The sequence below is a fragment of the Hymenobacter tibetensis genome (assembly GCF_022827545.1).
In the GTDB taxonomy this organism is placed as follows: Bacteria; Bacteroidota; Bacteroidia; order Cytophagales; family Hymenobacteraceae; genus Hymenobacter; species Hymenobacter tibetensis.
The window spans coordinates 37,342-54,562 of the sequence record NZ_CP094671.1 but is presented as its reverse complement, the minus strand read 5'-3'; the positions used below and the strand labels follow the sequence as shown (position 1 = coordinate 54,562).

Below are 17,221 nucleotides of genomic sequence, written 5' to 3'. Positions count from 1 at the left end.
ACCTGCTGTCGGCGGACAATGGAGCAGGGCAAATCCAGCACAGGCAGGTTGCAGCCATAATCGGAGCTAGCGTTCCAGATTTCAAGTGGTGTACCCTGGCCATTCAACGAGCTGCTTGGCGCAAAACAACTACCAACACTCGTTCGCCGGATTTGCCTGCTTAGTTCCTACATACGAGTACAACTAGTCACTGAATCAGCTCACGCTGCCATGATCTCAAAGCCTCCCTACTTGCTTTTCCTGTTGCCGTTTGCCGCCTGCCGCCACCAAGAGCCCTCAACGGCCACCGGGCCGGCTATTGAATTGCAAACCTCCTGCCACAGCAACCTGCCGCAACGCTTTGCCCCGGTGGCCAGTACCCCGGTCGACAGTCCGTACATTGCGGTTCAGGCCCCTTCCCACCAGGGGATGGTGTGGGTGAAAGGTGGCCGCTTTCAGATGGGTGCCACTGATAGAGAAGGGCGGCCCGATGAGTACCCAGCTCATTCGGTGCAACTAGCGGGCTTCTGGATCGATGCAACCGAGGTAACCAACGCCCAGTTTGCGGCCTTTGTGCAGGCAACCGGCTATCAAACAGTAGCCGAGCGTAAGCCCAACTGGGAAGAACTGAAAAAGCAACTACCGACCGGCACTCCCAAACCGGCTGACGAGCTCCTGGTGGCCGCCTCGCTTACCTTCAGCCAGCCTAGCCAGCCCATCCCGTTGAACGACGCCTCGCAGTGGTGGCGCTGGACCCCCGGCGCCAACTGGCGTCACCCGCAGGGTCCCCAGAGCACTATTGAAGGCAAAGAAGGGTACCCCGTCACGCAGGTGGCCTGGGAAGATGCCGTAGCCTACGCCCGCTGGGCTAGCAAACGGTTACCCACGGAGGCAGAGTGGGAGTACGCAGCCCGGGGCGGCCTGGCCGGCAAAAAGTACAGCTGGGGCGATGAGGATGTGGAAACCGGCAAGCCCAAAGCCAACACCTGGCAGGGCAGTTTTCCTGATCACGACCTACAACAGGACGGTTTTGCTGGCCTAGCCCCCGTGCGCTCCTTCCAGCCGAACGCCTACGGCCTCTACGACATGGCCGGCAACGTGTGGGAGTGGGTAAACGACTGGTATACCCCAACCTATCACCAAACCCTGGCAGGCACGGTAGCGGAAAACCCGGGGGGGCCAACGGAAAGCTACGATCCGCAAGAACCGACCGTACCCAAAAAGATTACCCGCGGCGGCTCATTCATGTGTAACGCTTCCTACTGCAAAGGCTACCGCGCATCCGCTAAAATGAAGTCTTCGCCCGATACCGGTCTGGAAAACACCGGCTTCCGGTGCGTGTCGTCGCGGTAATCAGTCGGCAACGGGAACGGCACTGGGCTGGCTGCGCTTACAGCGAAGCCCATATACGTCACTTGGCAATGAACCCGAAAAAGCACCCTTACCTACCAAACAAAGTAAGGGTGCGTGGGGCACAACAAGGGAGGAGCTGGCCCCTACCCCACTTCCATTTCTTTGCCGAGCAGGTCTTGCAATATCTGCTGGCACTGATACAAGCCGCGCGGCACGTGAAAGCAGCCTTTCCATTTACCTCCTTTAAGGGGCAGCAGTACCTGGCCATAGCGGTTGAGATAGCCGTACCACTCACCATTAGCCGGGTCCGGGAAATGCTGCCACGTATAGGCGTGCAGCCGCTCAAACCACATCCAGCACGCTGGGTTGCCCGTGTGCTGGAAGCCTTTCAGCAAGCTGATAAGCGTTTCGATGTGCACCCACCACAGTTTTTGGTCCCACTCCAACTGTTGGGGGGGGTGGCCGTTGGCGTCCAGGAAATAGAAAATACCTCCGTACTCGCTGTCCCAGGCATATTCCAGAGTGTTGAGCGTCAACTGCACCGCTTTCTCCAGCAGGACGGGGTCGTTGCGCCGCGTGGCCAGGTCCATGATAAACCACATGGCCTCAATGGCGTGCCCGGGGTTGAGCAGTCGTCCTTCGAAGCTATCGGAAAACTGCCCGTCGGGAGTTACGTTTTCCCGAATCAGCCCTAGATCAGGATCAAAAAAAACGTCCATCACTTCGTGGATGCCCGCTTCAATGGTTTGCTCTACCACGTCGCGGTCGAGCAGGTGCTCGATTTCCAGCGCCAGATTGCACAGGATCATCGGTAAAGCAAAGTTTTTCAGCGGCCGGGTTTCAGCTACGGCCTTATTCCAGTGACCCTTAGGGTTGTCGCGCCGGGCCAGGATCTGCTCGAAAGTGCCTTTAGCTACCTGGGCGTAGTCGTCGCGGCCCGTTGCCACCGACAATTGCCCGAAGGCCATGGTGGCAAAGCAATCCGAGAAGATATTGTACGGCTTTACCAGCGGCCGACCCACGCGCGTGAGCGAGAAATACCAGCTCTTATCAGGGGACCGGCCGTGCTGGAGCAGAAAATCCGCGCCGTGTTGCGCCGTGGCCAGCCAGTCGGGCCGGGCTTCGAGGCGGTTGTACAGCATCGAGAAGGTCCAGACTTGCCGGGCCTGCAGCCAAACGAATTTATCGGTATCGTATACCCGCCCGGTTTGGTCGAGGCAAGTGAAGAAACCACCCTGTTGTTGATCCAGCGAATGGCGTTGCCAGAAGGGTAGGACATCCAGTAGCAGATTGTCGCGGTACTGCTGGTAGTAGGCTTGTAGGCTGATGTTCATTTCATGCATTTTTTGGCGGCCGCACGTTCACTGGATGAGTGGTGGCATCGCAGGCGAGCGGTTGCGCCGCTACGGGTAAAGGCCGATAACCTCGCTTCAGCAGCCCTGCCGTTCTAATGGGCCAGCCAGTTGTAACTGAATTGGGTGTACACAATCTTGTTGTAGTTGTCTTTTTCGTAGAGCACCCCAATCTGCTGGTTTTGTTGAATCACCAAGTCGGAGTAAGCCGCCGAGCCCGCGTAGATTTCCTTGCTGATCGGCCAGCTTTGGCCATCGTCTTGGCTAACCCGGACGGTCAGCTTTTCGCGCTTCGCCTGGCTGTTAGCGTTGCTGAACAATAGGTAGCGCTGCCCGGTAGCGGCCTGGTAGTTGACCATGCTCCCCTGGCAAACAGGGTCGGGCAAGTCCTGCGCTACCCGCACCGGCTCCCAGAACTGCGCCACGTCGGGCGAGGACGTCAGCAAGCGATTTTTCGCGTCGCCCGACTGGTTGCGGATGTTCATTAAAACGCCGCCGCTGCTGGTTTCGGCCGCGGTGCTTTCGTTGCCGCCCGGGTACGGAATGGTGGGCGAGAGGTGCCAGGTGCGGCCGTGGTCATCAGAATAGAAGCCGTGCGCCCGATAATCACGAGCCTGCGGCTGGGGTGGCCCGGCCGAGTGATTGGCGGCCACGAAAAGCCGGCCCTTGTGTGCCCCTAGGGATAGCTGCAGCGCGTGGCCCGGCGTGTTGGCATATGACCGCCAGTCTTCTGCAAAACCGTACTGCGGATTGACAGCAGGCTTGTTGGGCCGATTCACTTGAGTTGTGATATTGACCGGCGCCGACCAGGTGTTGCCATGGTCGGTGCTGGTGATGTACCACACCTCCCGAATAGCTTTACCGGCCCGTACCTCCCCTTCGGAAACGGTACCCGTGTTGTACAGCAAAAACAACCGGCCATTGGGAAAACGCGGGTCGGTCAGGTCATAAACGGGCGCGGGGTTACCTACCTGCGCCGCGTTGTAATCGGCGGCCCGGCGCACAGGTCCCCACGTTTTGCCATTATCGGAACTGGCGCGCAGCACAAGGTCTACATCACCAAAATCCCCGCAGTCCGTTACCCGGCCTTCAGCAAACGCCAGCAACTCGCCAGTGGGGGCTTTCACGATGGCGGGAATGCGGTAGCAGAGGTAGCCACCTTCCCCATTCTGAAAAACCACGGTTTCCTCGGGAGCGGCTGGCGGTGCCGGACTGGTCGTAACGGGCTGCGTGGCCCTGGGTACCGTCGTGCGGCAAGCCAGCAGCCCAGCCCCAAGCAGAAAAGGGTAAAGTGAACGGAAAGCGTAAAAGGTCATGGGTCGACCAGCTAGAAAAGCCGTTGAAAATGGGGTTCGAAATGGTTGCGCATGGCGCTGCGGAACGTTTCGGGAGTTCCAAACTGAATGACATCGATCAGGCCGCGATGCGACACGAATTTTTTGTGCTGCACGGGCTTCTTTAAAAGGCCGCTCTTGTGCACAAAGTCGAAGGAGGGCAGCAGCATCCGCTGAAACCGGCGCAGGGTCTGGTTGCCGGCAATGTCATAGAGCTTGCCGTGAAAACGCACCTCGCGCTCGGCGTCGAAAAACATGTTTTCGGTGTTGAGCGGCTCATCGGCCACAATGGCGTACAGTTCCTCAACGTCGGCCGGGGTAACGCGCTCAAACAGCAGATCGGCCATACCGATTTCCAGCACCAGCCGCAGCTCGAAAATATCGCGCAACGTTTCGTTGTCTAAAATCCCGGGATGCATCGTCTTTTCGAGGATCGAGAGCAGGTCCGGATTGGTGATGACGGTACCCCGCTTTTTGCGCGATTCAATCAGCCCGCGCATGCGCAACCGCAGCATGGCTTCGCGGATAACAGTCCGGCTCACGCTCAATTGAGTAGCTAGCTCCACCTCCGTCAGAATAACATCGCCGGCTTTGTACTGCTGGCTATGGAAGAAATGGAGCAAGTCATTTTCCACTTTATCAACCAGGGTCAACTGCTCGTTCAGGTTCTGATCGTTCTGAATTCCGGCGTAGTCCATACAATAAGTTGAATAGATGAGGGGCCTTCTTACTTATTAAGTCTGACAATAATCGATACAAACAACAGCAAAAAAAATCTTTAAGTGATATTTATTTGACTGTTAAGATAAACCCGATAGCTTTAGCTCAAGAAAATACCCCTATGCCTCCCCCAAACCCACCAAACTTATGCCTACTTGTACACGAGAAGCTCGTTTATATGTCATACTTATTATCTACTGGCTGACAGTTAGTAGTAGTTGGGCACAAAGTGCCTTAACCGGCACTGTGCGCGACGCCCGCACCAATGAAGCGCTGCCGGGGGTGAGCGTTGTGGTTCGGGGAACCACGCGCGGAACTGTTACGGGCCCGCAAGGCGAGTTCAAGCTGGCCGTGAGTCCGGGTGAAGTACTGGAGGTATCGTTTCTTGGGATGACCAAGCAGGAAATCACCATAACCAATCAAACTACCTTGGCAATCCAGCTAGCTGACAGCCAGCAGAAGCTGGGGGAGGTAGTGGTGGTCGGCTACGGCCAGCAAAGTCGGAGCTCGCTGACGGGCTCCGTTACCAGCGTCGACAACACCGTGTTGAAATCCGTGCCCCGTACCAATGTGGGTACCGCGCTCCAAGGCACATCGCCGGGCTTGCGGGTGCAGCAAACCACGGGGCAGCCTGGTTCCAGCCCCAGCATCGTGCTGCGCGGCGGCACCGACTTCAATGGCACCGGCGCGCCGCTGTACGTGGTGGACGGGGTGGTGGTGCCTTCCCTGTTTGGCATTAATACGGAAGACGTCGAGAAAATCGACGTGCTGAAAGATGCCGCGTCGGCCGCTATCTACGGGGCCCGGGCTGCCAACGGCGTGGTGCTGGTAACCACCAAGAAAGGCAAAGCCGGTCAAACCTCCGTTACCTACAGCTACAAAACGGCTTACAACTATGTGCGCCGCAATCCGCTGCCTTACATGAGCGCGGCCGACTACATTCGCTGGAACCGCCAAGGCTTGGCTAGCCGTTACGCGGCGGCCCAGGCCGACAACAATGCGGCCGAGGTGGCCAGCGCCCGCAACCAACTTACGGGCGCTTGGGGCTGGGGGGTGAACTCGGGTTGGACCGCCCCCGATGGCAAGTATTCCACGCAGTTGATTTCCAATGCCAATCGGCAATTACTACAGGACTCCAGGTTCAGTTTGCTGGTTGACCCCAACCCCATCAATCCCGGCCAGAACGACAGCATCCTGTATCGCTCCGTTTCGCAGCGCGAACTAGAAGATTTGATTTTGCAGCGCGGGGCGCTCAACGAACATTACGCGAATTTCTCCGGCGGCAACGAGCAGGGCAACTTCGCGCTCGGCCTGGGTTACGTCCGAGACCAAGGCATCCTGATTGGGGCGTCGCTGAAGCGCTACAACCTGAATTTCAACGGCGGGCTGAACGTAGGCAAGAAATTGGTTATTGGACTTAACCTAGCTGGCTATAATGCCCAAACAAAACAGCCCTATCTATCGGCCGATGCCGAGGGGAGCTTAACCGGTGGCATCGTGCAGCGCTTCACGGGCCTGGCGCCCACCGTTCGGTTTACCGACGACAACACCGGCGCCCAGTTGCCGGGCGTGGACGGCAATAACTTGGGTAATCCCAATTACCTGCGCGATAAATTCTCCAATCAGCGTAGCGAGCAGCGGTATTCGGGCGCGCTGAATTTGAGCTACCTCATTGCGCCCGGCTTAAAGGCTCTTGGACAGGCCACCGGCTTTTATAGCTACGCCACGAGGGAAACCTTCAACAAAGCCTACCTCAATGGTACGGGCGGGGCCCTGGTTGCCACCCGCAACGCTTCGTTTGCCAATCAGCAAATCAGCAACTACCTCTATAATGGGTTCCTGCAGTACGACAAGACCCTGGGCAAACATTCGCTCACCATTCTGGCGGGCGGGGAGCTAAATGAAAACCGCGTCTACGACTACGGAGCCACGGCCAACTTAGCGGCCACCGACTTCATTCCGTACCTGTCCGCCTCCACGGCAGCCGTGGGAGTACCCACCTCTTCTTTTTCAAGTTGGCAGCGCCTAGCCTCGGGTATTGGGCGGGTGGACTACAACTACGACAATCAATACCTGCTGACCTTAAATCTGCGCTACGACGGTACCTCGAAGCTGACCGACAAGCGGTACGGATTCTTCCCCGGGGTGTCGGCGGGCTGGAACGTACACTATGCTGATTTCTTCGCTAAATCGTCGGTAACCCGGTTTGTGTCGACGCTCAAGCCCCGCGTCAGTTACGGCCAAGTCGGGAGCATCAACCCGCTGAACACTGCGGGTCAACCCCTCATCGGTGACTATGCCACCATTCCGCAGTATAGCAGCGTGGGCACTTACAACGGGCAGCCGGGCTTCGCGGCCAACGGCATCACCAACACCGATCTGCGGTGGGAGCGCTCCAGCACCACCAACTTCGGCCTGGACATGGGCCTGTTTAAAAACCGGATCGTCCTGATCGCGGATTACTACATCAAGAATGTGTACGATAAACTTGGCTCGCTCACGGTTCCGGTTTCCACGGGCTTCACTTCCTACATAACGAACACCGGGCAATTACGGAACCGAGGCATGGAGTTGGAATTGCGGGCCGACATCATCCGGCCCGCCACTGCGGGGGGCTTTTCCTGGTCGGTGAATACCAACATATCCCACGTAAAAAACTTCGCCGTGAAGCTACCCCCCAACGGGCTGGCCCAGAACCGGCAAGGAGCCATCCAGATTTTCGACCCCTCCCAAAACCAACTCGTGTACGTAGGGGGCCTGCAGGAAGGCAACCGGGTGGGGCTGGATGAAGTGTACGCGCCTATTTATGACGGTTTGTATACCAACCAAGCGGAGCTTGATGAGCGGGCCACTTTCTACAACTCCTACCTGCCCTACACCAACAAGCGCATCAAGCTGCTCGGTGATGCCCGCTGGCGCGACGTGGACCGCAACGATACCCTCGACTACCGGGACTTCGTGTACGTTGGCCGCACGACGCCCACCGTATACGGCGGCGTTTCAACCACGCTGGGCTGGAAAGGGTTGTCCTTGTTTGCGCAGTTCGATTATTCGCTAGGGTTCGTTATTGCCAACCAGCAGTATCTGCGGGGCCTAGCGCAGGTGCAGGGCTCCCAGAACGGGCCCACGGACGTCACCCAAACCTGGACTCCCGACAATCCAACCGCGACGCTGCCCCGCTACTACTGGGGTAACTACGGCCGCAACTATTTCACTGATGCGGGGGGAGCCGCCACTGCGGCGGCTAATTTCTGGCAAAAGGGGGATTACGTGGCTCTGCGGGAGCTGACGCTCAGCTACGAGGCACCAAGTCAGCTGCTTGCTCGCCTGCCGGGCAATTACGTCCGCGGGTTGCGGGTGTACCTCGCCGGCTCGAACCTACTCTACTTCACGGACTACAACGGCAGCTTCCCGGAAATCGGAGGCAACGATGTGGGGCGTTTCCCGCTCCCCCGTACCGTTACGCTCGGCGCTACCATCAGCTTATAACCGCGACAACCCTATGAATTTCATTAAATCGATGCCTTTGGTGGGGGGGCTGCTTTTCCTTTCCAGCCTGATTTCGTGCCAAGACAAGCTCGGCGAAGTGGTCCCGCAAATTTCGCTCAACCAGCGGGTGGTTTTGACTGATGCCAACGCGGCCCTCACGCTCTACACCGGGGTGTATTCCTCGCTGCGCACCTACCAAAGCTCCCTGGTCAACCTAGGCGAGATGCGCTCGGACTTGTGGGCCGATGGGCTGTTCACCGAATCAGAGGACGGCGCAGCCAAACAGTACTGGTCGCATAACATCAGTGCCACCAACGTACCCGCCAATAACTGGAGTGATTTTTACAGTCTGCTATACCGCGTCAACACGGTTATCCAGCTGTTTCCGAATGCCCCCCTGGACATTGCTCGGCGCCAGAGTGCCCTGGCCGAAATGCATGGGTTGCGGGCGTACATCTACTATACCATGCTCCGCACCTGGGGCGGGGTACCGCTGCGTACCGAGCCCCTGACAACCATCGGTAACCTGGCCGATTTGTACGCTCCCCGCGCCACGCCCGAGGAGGTAATGCAACTCATCAAAGCTGATATTGAGCAGTCATTAACGCTATTCGGGAGCAGCAACGCCTTCACGGCCAAGCGGGTGTACTGGAACCGGGCGGCCACGCTCACCCTCAAGGGAGACGTGTATATCTGGTCGGGCACCCATATGGGGGGCGGGAGCGGCGATTTTACGGCGGCCAAAGTTGCATTGGAAGAAGTAAAAGCTACTCCTACGCTGGGTTTGCAACCCGTCTACGCCGACGTTTTCGACCCCCTCAAGGAAGCAGGCAACCGCGAAATCATTTTCGCGCTTAGCTACGAGCGAAACGAAGCAACGCAAACCGCCTACACCAACTTCCTGGTCAATACCACCCAGGCTGGCACCCTAGTACTGGACCCCGTGCCGGGACCAGCCGCGACCGTCAATTCCGTTTATCCGCTGGTTGCCGGGGCTAGCCGGACGGGTTTGTCGGAAAGAATAATCCGGCAACTGACCAGTGGCCCGCCCGATACGCGCAGCAGAACCTCGTTCCGGGTGATGTACCGCAACACGCCGGGCTTCCCCGCGGCCGGGACGCTGCTCACCAAGTTTATCGGCCGCGTTGATGCGGGAATTCAACTCTACGACAACGACTTCCCGGTGTATCGCTACGCCGATGTGCTGCTGCTGCTGGCCGAAGTGAACACCAAGCTGGGCCTCGACCCGTCAGTTGATATTAATGCTGTCCGCCAGCGAGCGTATGGTCCTTCCTTCCCGCGCTACGTTAATGGCAACCGAGAGGCCAACCTCAACGCCATTTTGGAAGAATATCTGCGCGAATTCATTGGGGAAGGCAAGCGGTGGTGGGCTTTGCGCCGGGCCGGCGATGCCTACGTTTTCGCCGCCGTTGACCCGCGCTATCTTTCCGCCGGTCAATCCTTCCGGTTGCTGCTGCCAATATCGGTGTCACTGCTTAACAACGACCCGCAACTGACACAGACGCCCGGTTACTAAGCAAGCAGCTAACTCAAGCAAGTCGTGCAGCTACGGCCACCCCGCGGGGCGTGGTGATGACGCTGAGGATAGTTTGTGGCCTCGGCGCCAAGGGCTTTTTCATTGCTTTCCGCCCGAAAACCAGGCAATAGATTTATTAACAGGGTTTCCTCGAAACCCTTCTGCTAACGCAATAACATGACCCAGATTTTAAAAATAGAAGGGCTGGTGGCCGCGCCGTTCACGCCCATGCACCCCAACGGCGATCTAAACCTGAGCCTGGTCCCCGAATACGGCCGACTGTTAGCCCAGAACGGCATCAAAGGCGCCTTTATAGGCGGCTCTACCGGGGAAGGCGTCTCCTTGTCGTTACCCGAAAAAATGGCGCTGGTGCAAGCCTGGGGGCAAGTTCAGGAGCCTGGTCTGCAGCGCATCATGCTCGTGGGCAGCACTTCCCTAACGGAAAGTATTTTGGTGGCCCAGGAAGCCGAACGGCAGGGATTTAACGCGGTAGCGGTTTTGGCGCCGTATTATTTCAAGCCCGCGGGGGTAGAGCAGCTGGCACAATTCTGCATCGGGATTGGGGAGGCCGTGCCCACCCTCGGGCTGTATTTCTACCATATTCCCGCGCTGACGGGGGTTAACTTGTCGATGATAGATTTTCTGGGCTGCATCGACGGGCGGCTACCCAACTTTCGGGGCATTAAATACACCCACAACGACCTGATGGATTTTCGGCGCTGCCTGCTGTTCAGCGACGGCAAATACGACATCCTCTGGGGCTGGGACGAGATTTTCCTGGCGGCCATGGCCATGGGTGCCCGGGGAGCGGTGGGGAGTACCTTCAACTACGCGGCCCCGGTGTACCACGAGCTGATGGCTGCTTTCGACGCCGGCGACCTGCCGCGCGCGCAGGCCATGCAAGACCAGTCCATTGCCATTGTGAAGCTGCTGGTTAAATACGGCGGTATCGCCACGGGCAAAGCCTACATGCGGGCGCTGGGGCTCGACTGCGGTGCGTTTCGGCTGCCAGTCGTCAACATGAGCGACGCCCGCTACCAGGAATTTCTGACGGATTTGCAAGAAATCAACTTTTTCAAGCATGCTTCCCACATGCCCAGCCCAACTTGTAAAGAAGAATGGACCGGCTGACCTTTTTACTAGGCCTAGGCGGAATGCTGGGCATGGGGGCGGTTAAGCTGCCCTGGGACAAGCCCGCTCGCTTTCGCTACCACCCCCTCCCGGACCTGCCGGGGCAGCAGGCCCAAGCGAATCCGGGGGTGGCGGGGGCATTTGCGGGCGTGAGCAACGGCGCGCTGCTGCTGGCCGGCGGCGCTAATTTCCCGAACGGCTATCCGTGGCAAAACGGCACGAAAGTCTGGCAGACTACGGTGTATGCCTTGCTCGAAAACGGCCGGCAGTTTCAGTGGCTTCCCGCCGGCGCGCTAGCCAAGCCACTAGCCTACGGCGCATCGGTGGTATGGAACGAGCAGCTTATCTGCATCGGCGGCAACGATGTCGCGCAGCGCCATGCCGAGGTGTTCACGCTACGCTGGGATGCGGCAGCCAAGCAGGTGCAAACGGGGGCCTTGCCGTCGTTGCCGCTGGCACTAGCCAATCAGGCGGCGGCAGTTCTCGACCAGGTGCTGTACGTGTTCGGGGGCGAATCCAACCACGGAACCGAGAAAAGCTTGTTCGTGCTTGACCTCCAGAACCCAGCGGCCGGCTGGCATAAACGAGCTGATTTGCCGGGACCGGCCCGGGCCTTTTCCACCCTGGTCGCGCAGGGCAGCGCCCTCTATGTACTGGGAGGGCGCGAAACGAGTAAGGGCACCACGACGATGTTTCAGGACGCTTATCTGTACCAGCCGCAACAGGATACGTGGGCCGCTCTGCCCGCCCTGCCGGTTCCATTGGCCGCGCACAGCAGCATTGCGGATGGGGCCAGTTCGCTGCTGATTTTCGGGGGCGACGATGGGGTGCGACTACAACAGATAGAGGCGCTAAACCGGCAGCTAGGCCAGTTACCCGACGGCCCCGAAAAAGCGGCCCTCGTTCGGAAGCGCAATGATTTACAGTCCATCCATCCGGGCTTCCGGCGCGAAGTCTGGGAGTTTCGGACCGATACCAAGTCCTGGGTTGAAGTAGGAAAACTGCCTTTCGCAACCCCAGTTACCACGCCAACGGTGCGCTGGGGCCAACACCTGATTATTCCCTCGGGGGAAGTTTCGCCGGGCATCCGCACGCCGGGTAGTTGGCAGATTACGGTTGGCAAGTCTTCCTAGAGGAGGTGCTGTCGTGGGGGCCAAGTGCCGCTACGGCAGCACCTCCTCTAGGCTTATGCCCTAGGGCCCTCGTGGCGCTGGATGCGCCGCCTCCTAGGCATCTGCACCATCGGAAGCCGATAGCCAATTCTCCCGACAGCAGGGCTCCTAGGGGCCGTGCTCTGTTTTTTCATCCTGGTTTTCACAGTTAATTATGCCCAACAAACAGTGCCTATCAATCACGCATAAAGCCTGGCAGCGGCTGGGATGGTCTCTGCTCGGGTGGCTGTTCTGTCTGCCGGCGTTGGCTCAACAGGCGGCATCAACCCTTAAACTGGCGGAGGTGTGGCAGTCGGGCATGGTGATTCAGCGCAATCAACCCATCACCCTTTGGGGCAAGGGCGTGCCGGGCGCGCAGGTACGAGCTACGTTTCACTCCGAGCAGCGCACGGCTACCATCCAGCTTGATTCCACCTGGACTATTGGCCTAACTGCCCGTCCCGCATCTACTACGCCGAGTTCAATGCAAGTGGAAAGCCGGGCGGAGCGTATCGTTTTGCAGGACGTGCTGCTCGGGGACGTGTGGCTCTGCGCCGGGCAGTCGAACATGGCCTTTCCTTTGGTCAGCGACCAGTTTGCCAAGCAAATCTTGCCCCAAGTCCACAACCCGTTGCTGCGGCTGTTCAACCAGCTCCCGACCCTGTCGACGTACAAAGACCCCTATAAATTAACCGAGCTCGACCGGCTAACTCCCGCCAAGTTTTACCGCGCGGCCCGCTGGCAAAAAGCCGATTCGGTATCGGCGCGTGCCTTTTCGGCGGTAGGCTATTACGCCGGGCAACTGGTGCAGCAGCAAACGGGCATCCCCATCGGGCTGATTCACGTGGCGATTGGCGGCTCGCCCGCCGAAGCCTGGCTGCGCCCCCTACCCGCACCGCAGCCGCCAGTCGCGAAGGCCATTTTCGCTGGCAACTGGTTTATTAATCCGGCACTGGAACCCTGGTGCATTCAGCGCGGCCACGAGAACCTGGATTCGCTGCTGCGGCAAGGAGCGGCGGTGCCGCGCGATTCACTGGGCTACAACCATCCTTTCAAGCCCGGCTTTCTCTACGAAGCGGCCATGCAGCCCCTGCTGCAACTAGGTTTAACGGGTATCTTGTGGTACCAGGGCGAAAGCAACGCGTTGAGCCTGGCGCGGGTTGAGCAGCACGAGCAGCTTTTTCCGCAGCTCGTAGCCGGGTGGCGGGCCGCCTGGCGGCGCCCCGATTTGCCGGTCTACACCTGCCAGCTTTCCTCCATTGGCACCGAAAAAGGCTATAAATCCGAGAACTGGCCCTTGTTCCGGGACGGGCAGCGGCGGCTAGCGGCTACTTTACCCCACGTGGGCATGGCCGTCACCAGCGACGTGGGGCATCCTTGGGACGTGCACCCTACCAATAAGAAAGTGGTAGGCGAGCGGCTGGCCCGCGTTATGCTCACTCAAACCTACTGCAAATCCCTGCTGGTAGCTCCCCTACCCGGCCGGGTCCGGCGCCACAAAGACGGCTGGGTGTTGCAAATGGCCCATGCAGGCGCCGGTCTGCGCACCGCCGATGGGCAGGTGGTGCGGGGCTTCGCGGTAGGTGACGCGACGGGCCCTCAGGCCGACTTATCGGCGCAGCTGCAAGGCAAGCAGGTGATACTGACGGGAGTTAGCAAGGGGCAGTACCTGTACTACGGGTGGCAGCCCTTCACCACAGCCAACGTCGTCAACAGCGACGCCCTTCCGTTAACCACTTTCCGCCTGCCACTGCCATGAGCTGCCGCTTGCTTCAACTAAGCTGGCTGTTCTCGCTGCTGTTGGGGCTTACCCCGACCCTAGCAGCCCCCCCGGCCCTGATTCCAGCCCCGCGCCAACTCTGCTGGACTACCGAAGCGTTTGCGCTGCGGGGCCGTATTCAAGTGAGCACCACCGCGGAAACCACTACTGCGCTTGCTGATTCCATAGTGGCGTTTGTGCGGCAGCAGGGCGCCCAGGCCGAGCGAACACCAGCGAACAACGAGCCGAGTAGTTCGGTGATTCAACTGGCGCTGGAACCGGCCGGCCAATTTCACCAGCAGCCCGAAGGCTATTCGCTCACCGTTTCCAAACGAGGGATTCAACTTACCGCCGCCACCGAGCAAGGTCTTTTTTGGGGGTACCGCACGTTACAGCAGCTGCTGCAGACGCGGCCAACCCTCTCTTTTGCGGGGTGCCGCATCACGGATTATCCGGCCTTCCCCATCCGGGGCTTGCTGCATGATACCGGCCGCAGTTTTATTCCGCTGGATACGCTCTATCGGCATCTGGCGGTGCTCTCGCGCTACAAGCTTAACACCTTTCACTGGCACCTAACCGAAGACCTCGCCTGGCGACTGGCCCTTGATAGTCTGCCTCAACTGACGGCAGCATCCTCGATGCTGCGCGACCCGGGCAAGTTCTACTCCAAAGCGCAGGTGCGCGAGCTGCTGGCGTTTTGCCGGGCGCGGCACATTCAGGTTATTCCCGAAATCGACATGCCGGGGCACAGTGCCGCCTTCAAGCGCGCCATAGGCTTTGATATGCAGTCGGAACAAGGCAAGAAAACCGTGAAACAAGTGCTGCGGGAAGTGTGCGCGCTGTTTGAGGGGCCCTACGTACACCTGGGCTCCGATGAGGTGACCATTCGTGACCCTTCCTTCCTGCCGGCCATGGCGGCCGTGGTGCAGGCGAGCGGCAAGCAGGTACTAGGGTGGTATCCGGGAGGAACGCTGGACAGCACCACCATTCGGCAGTTGTGGATGAGCTCCAAGCCCCCGCTGCCTTCCATGCGGATTATCGAGTCGCGCAACCTGTACCTAAACCACTTCGCCACCCAAGCCGACCTTATCAGCCTGTTTCAGCGCAATCTGGGCGACGTGCCCGCGGCCACGCCGCGGCACCTCGGGGCCATTGCCGCCATCTGGAACGACCGGCGCCCCAGTAACACGGGGCAGTTGGAGTTGCTCAATGGCCTCTACCCGGCGTTGCTTACGCTAGCTGAGCGGGCCTGGCGCGGGGGCGGGCAGCCCGAAACCCAAGCCGGGGTAGTACTAACCAACCCGGCCGCCTTCGAGGAGTTCGAGCAGCGGCTGCTAACCCACAAACGGCGCTATTTCAGCGCTCAATTGTTTCCCTACGTTCGCCAGAGCCACCAGCAATGGCGGATTCTGGCGCCTTTCCCAAACAACGGCGATTTGACGGCTTCGTTTCCGCCCGAACAAGGCAAGCTGGATTTCCCGGGAGTTGCCGCCACCGGCGCCACGGTGTATCTGCGCCATACCTGGGGCCCGGGGGTCGTGCGGGCCTACGTCGAAAACGCGCAGCCCAACCATACGGCCTACGCGTACACCGCCGTGTATTCTCCCAAACGGCAACAGGTAGGACTCTGGGCCAACTTTCACAATTACGGCCGCTCGGAGAAAGATGCCTCGCCCCCGGCCGGCGCCTGGGATTACAAAGGCAGCCGCCTGTGGCTTAACGGGGTGCTGGTGCCGCCCCCAAGCTGGCAGCAGGCCGGTTTACTACCAACGGGGTTGGAGCAGCCCTACCGTGATGAGCCCTACGAGGCGCGGGAGCCCACGCCCGTGTGGCTCAACAAAGGCTGGAACCAAGTACTCATTAAGCTGCCCGTCGGGGCATTCAGCACCCCCGAGTACCGGCTGGTGAAATGGATGTTCACGTGCGCGTTGGTCCGGCAGCAGGCCGGCCAGTGGGAAGCCGCCGATGAGTTGATCTTTGCGCCCGAGCACTACTCCCCTCTCCCATTAGTACCCTAGAACTCTATGCCTATCACCACTTCCCAAGCGCCTACTAGGCCCGTTACTTCTTATTATCCTTGGGTGGTGGTGGCACTCCTTTGGGTGGTGGCGATGCTCAACTACATGGACCGGCAAATGCTAGCCACGATGCGGCCCTCTATGCAGGTGGACATCAGCGAGTTGGAGTCGGCCACCAACTTTGGCCGCCTGATGGCCATCTTTTTGTGGATTTACGGGCTGATGAGCCCCATATCCGGTTTAGCCGCCGACCGCTTCAGCCGGAAGTGGCTGATTGTGGGCAGTTTGTTTGTGTGGTCGGGGGTTACGTTCTCGATGGGCTACGCCGCCACCTTCTCCCAGCTCTACTGGCTGCGGGCCATTATGGGCGTTAGCGAAGCCTTGTACATTCCGGCCGCCCTTGCCCTGATTGCCGATTTTCACTCCTCTAAAACTCGGTCGCTGGCCATTGGCGTGCACATGACCGGGCTCTACATGGGGCAGGCCTTGGGCGGGTTTGGGGCGACGCTAGCCGCCACGTACTCTTGGCACGCCGCATTTCACTGGTTTGGCATTGCGGGTATGGCCTACTCCTTTGTCCTGAGTTTTTTCCTGCGGGAAGTGAAGCCAGACAAGGCGGCCAGCGCGGCGTCGGAATACCTTGGCCCGACCACCAAGCCATCGGTGCTGCGGGGGCTAGGGATGTTGCTGGGCAACGTCTCGTTCTGGGTGATGCTGTTTTACTACGCTATTCCGAGCTTGCCCGGCTGGGCCACCAAGAACTGGCTCCCAACACTTTTGGCCACCAACCTGCGCATCGACATGGCCAGTGCGGGGCCGCTGTCCACCATCAGCATTGCTATTTCCTCGTTTCTGGGCGTCATCTTCGGGGGTATTCTCTCTGACCGTTGGGTGCAAAAGAACGTGCGCGGCCGAATCTACACCAGCGCCATCGGACTCTCACTTACCATCCCCTCCCTGATGCTGATTGGCTTCGGTCATTCCCAGCTTAGCGTTATCGGGGCCGCGCTTTGCTTTGGCTTTGGCTACGGCATGTTTGATGCCAACAACATGCCCATCCTCTGCCAGTTTGTGCCCGCCCAGAGCCGGGCTACCGCCTACGGCCTCATGAACATGACAGGCGTATTCGCGGGCGCCTTTGTCACCAATTGGCTGGGCAAATCGACGGATGCGGGCCACTTAGGCAGCGATTTTGCTATGCTCGCCGGTATTGTGCTAGCCGCTCTTGTCATCCAGCTAGCCTTCCTCAAACCCAAAGCCGTGGATTTTACAACTGAGCGTGAATAGGCGAAATTCGAAGTGCGGGTTTGCGCATCCTAGGGTTCTTTTCCAACGGAGCAGCTCCAAGTAATTCAGCCGGCAGGTTACGCCTGGCGGAGAGGAGTTGCCTGTGAAAAC

11 protein-coding genes are annotated in these 17,221 nt (G+C 59.2%); 8 read left to right on the top strand and 3 right to left on the bottom strand.

What is annotated here, in order from left to right; genetic code table 11:
* The first annotated feature begins 210 nt into the window (after positions 1–210).
* The gene (locus MTX78_RS23750) at positions 211–1,332 is read left to right on the top strand and encodes a formylglycine-generating enzyme family protein (RefSeq protein ID WP_243803258.1); all 1,122 of its coding nucleotides are present in this window, start codon (positions 211–213) and stop codon (positions 1,330–1,332) included.
* A gap of 143 nt (positions 1,333–1,475) precedes the next feature.
* Here the strand turns inward: MTX78_RS23750 and MTX78_RS23745 are convergent, their stop codons facing one another.
* The 3 genes from MTX78_RS23745 to MTX78_RS23735 all read right to left on the bottom strand — a co-directional run bounded on the left by MTX78_RS23745 (position 1,476) and on the right by MTX78_RS23735 (position 4,716).
* Complete coding sequence (locus MTX78_RS23745) at positions 1,476–2,666, bottom strand: AGE family epimerase/isomerase (protein WP_243803256.1); 1,191 nt, start codon at positions 2,664–2,666, stop codon at positions 1,476–1,478.
* 113 nt (positions 2,667–2,779) lie between these two features.
* The gene (locus MTX78_RS23740) at positions 2,780–4,000 is read right to left on the bottom strand and encodes a sialidase family protein (RefSeq protein ID WP_243803254.1); all 1,221 of its coding nucleotides are present in this window, start codon (positions 3,998–4,000) and stop codon (positions 2,780–2,782) included.
* Positions 4,001–4,011: 11 nt separating this feature from the next.
* The gene (locus tag MTX78_RS23735; RefSeq protein ID WP_243803252.1) at positions 4,012–4,716 is read right to left on the bottom strand and encodes a FadR/GntR family transcriptional regulator; all 705 of its coding nucleotides are present in this window, start codon (positions 4,714–4,716) and stop codon (positions 4,012–4,014) included.
* Between the two features lie 169 nt (positions 4,717–4,885).
* On the opposite strand from MTX78_RS23735, the gene MTX78_RS23730 reads away from it, so the two are divergent.
* From MTX78_RS23730 to MTX78_RS23700, 7 genes are all read left to right on the top strand, one after another.
* The gene (locus MTX78_RS23730; RefSeq protein ID WP_243803250.1) at positions 4,886–8,227 is read left to right on the top strand and encodes a SusC/RagA family TonB-linked outer membrane protein; all 3,342 of its coding nucleotides are present in this window, start codon (positions 4,886–4,888) and stop codon (positions 8,225–8,227) included.
* 13 nt (positions 8,228–8,240) lie between these two features.
* Positions 8,241–9,764, top strand: coding sequence for a RagB/SusD family nutrient uptake outer membrane protein (locus MTX78_RS23725; RefSeq protein ID WP_243803248.1), 1,524 nt, complete (start codon positions 8,241–8,243; stop codon positions 9,762–9,764).
* Between the two features lie 177 nt (positions 9,765–9,941).
* A complete protein-coding gene (locus tag MTX78_RS23720; RefSeq protein WP_243803246.1) occupies positions 9,942–10,895 on the top strand; it encodes a dihydrodipicolinate synthase family protein in 954 nt (317 codons plus the stop codon).
* A complete protein-coding gene (locus MTX78_RS23715; protein WP_243803244.1) occupies positions 10,883–12,028 on the top strand; it encodes a Kelch repeat-containing protein in 1,146 nt (381 codons plus the stop codon). Before MTX78_RS23720 ends, MTX78_RS23715 begins: the two co-directional genes overlap by 13 nt.
* A gap of 193 nt (positions 12,029–12,221) precedes the next feature.
* On the top strand, positions 12,222–13,805 hold the full coding sequence (locus tag MTX78_RS23710) for a sialate O-acetylesterase (RefSeq protein ID WP_243803242.1): 1,584 nt from the start codon (positions 12,222–12,224) through the stop codon (positions 13,803–13,805).
* Positions 13,802–15,823: a family 20 glycosylhydrolase gene (locus tag MTX78_RS23705; RefSeq protein WP_243803240.1), complete on the top strand. Its 2,022-nt coding sequence runs from the start codon at positions 13,802–13,804 to the stop codon at positions 15,821–15,823. The genes MTX78_RS23710 and MTX78_RS23705 overlap by 4 nt, the downstream gene beginning before the upstream one ends.
* A 6-nt stretch (positions 15,824–15,829) precedes the next feature.
* Positions 15,830–17,110, top strand: coding sequence for an MFS transporter (locus MTX78_RS23700; protein ID WP_243803238.1), 1,281 nt, complete (start codon positions 15,830–15,832; stop codon positions 17,108–17,110).
* Positions 17,111–17,221: the final 111 nt, after the last annotated feature.

What these genes read in the sequence shown, in the direction of transcription:
- MTX78_RS23750 (WP_243803258.1), top strand. Translation starts at nt 211, where the DNA reads ATGATCTCAAAGCCTCCCTACTTGCTTTTCCTGTTGCCGTTTGCCGCC.
- MTX78_RS23745 (WP_243803256.1), bottom strand. Translation starts at nt 2,666, where the DNA reads ATGAACATCAGCCTACAAGCCTACTACCAGCAGTACCGCGACAATCTG.
- MTX78_RS23740 (WP_243803254.1), bottom strand. Translation starts at nt 4,000, where the DNA reads ATGACCTTTTACGCTTTCCGTTCACTTTACCCTTTTCTGCTTGGGGCT.
- MTX78_RS23735 (WP_243803252.1), bottom strand. Translation starts at nt 4,716, where the DNA reads ATGGACTACGCCGGAATTCAGAACGATCAGAACCTGAACGAGCAGTTG.
- MTX78_RS23730 (WP_243803250.1), top strand. Translation starts at nt 4,886, where the DNA reads ATGCCTACTTGTACACGAGAAGCTCGTTTATATGTCATACTTATTATC.
- MTX78_RS23725 (WP_243803248.1), top strand. Translation starts at nt 8,241, where the DNA reads ATGAATTTCATTAAATCGATGCCTTTGGTGGGGGGGCTGCTTTTCCTT.
- MTX78_RS23720 (WP_243803246.1), top strand. Translation starts at nt 9,942, where the DNA reads ATGACCCAGATTTTAAAAATAGAAGGGCTGGTGGCCGCGCCGTTCACG.
- MTX78_RS23715 (WP_243803244.1), top strand. Translation starts at nt 10,883, where the DNA reads ATGGACCGGCTGACCTTTTTACTAGGCCTAGGCGGAATGCTGGGCATG.
- MTX78_RS23710 (WP_243803242.1), top strand. Translation starts at nt 12,222, where the DNA reads ATGCCCAACAAACAGTGCCTATCAATCACGCATAAAGCCTGGCAGCGG.
- MTX78_RS23705 (WP_243803240.1), top strand. Translation starts at nt 13,802, where the DNA reads ATGAGCTGCCGCTTGCTTCAACTAAGCTGGCTGTTCTCGCTGCTGTTG.
- MTX78_RS23700 (WP_243803238.1), top strand. Translation starts at nt 15,830, where the DNA reads ATGCCTATCACCACTTCCCAAGCGCCTACTAGGCCCGTTACTTCTTAT.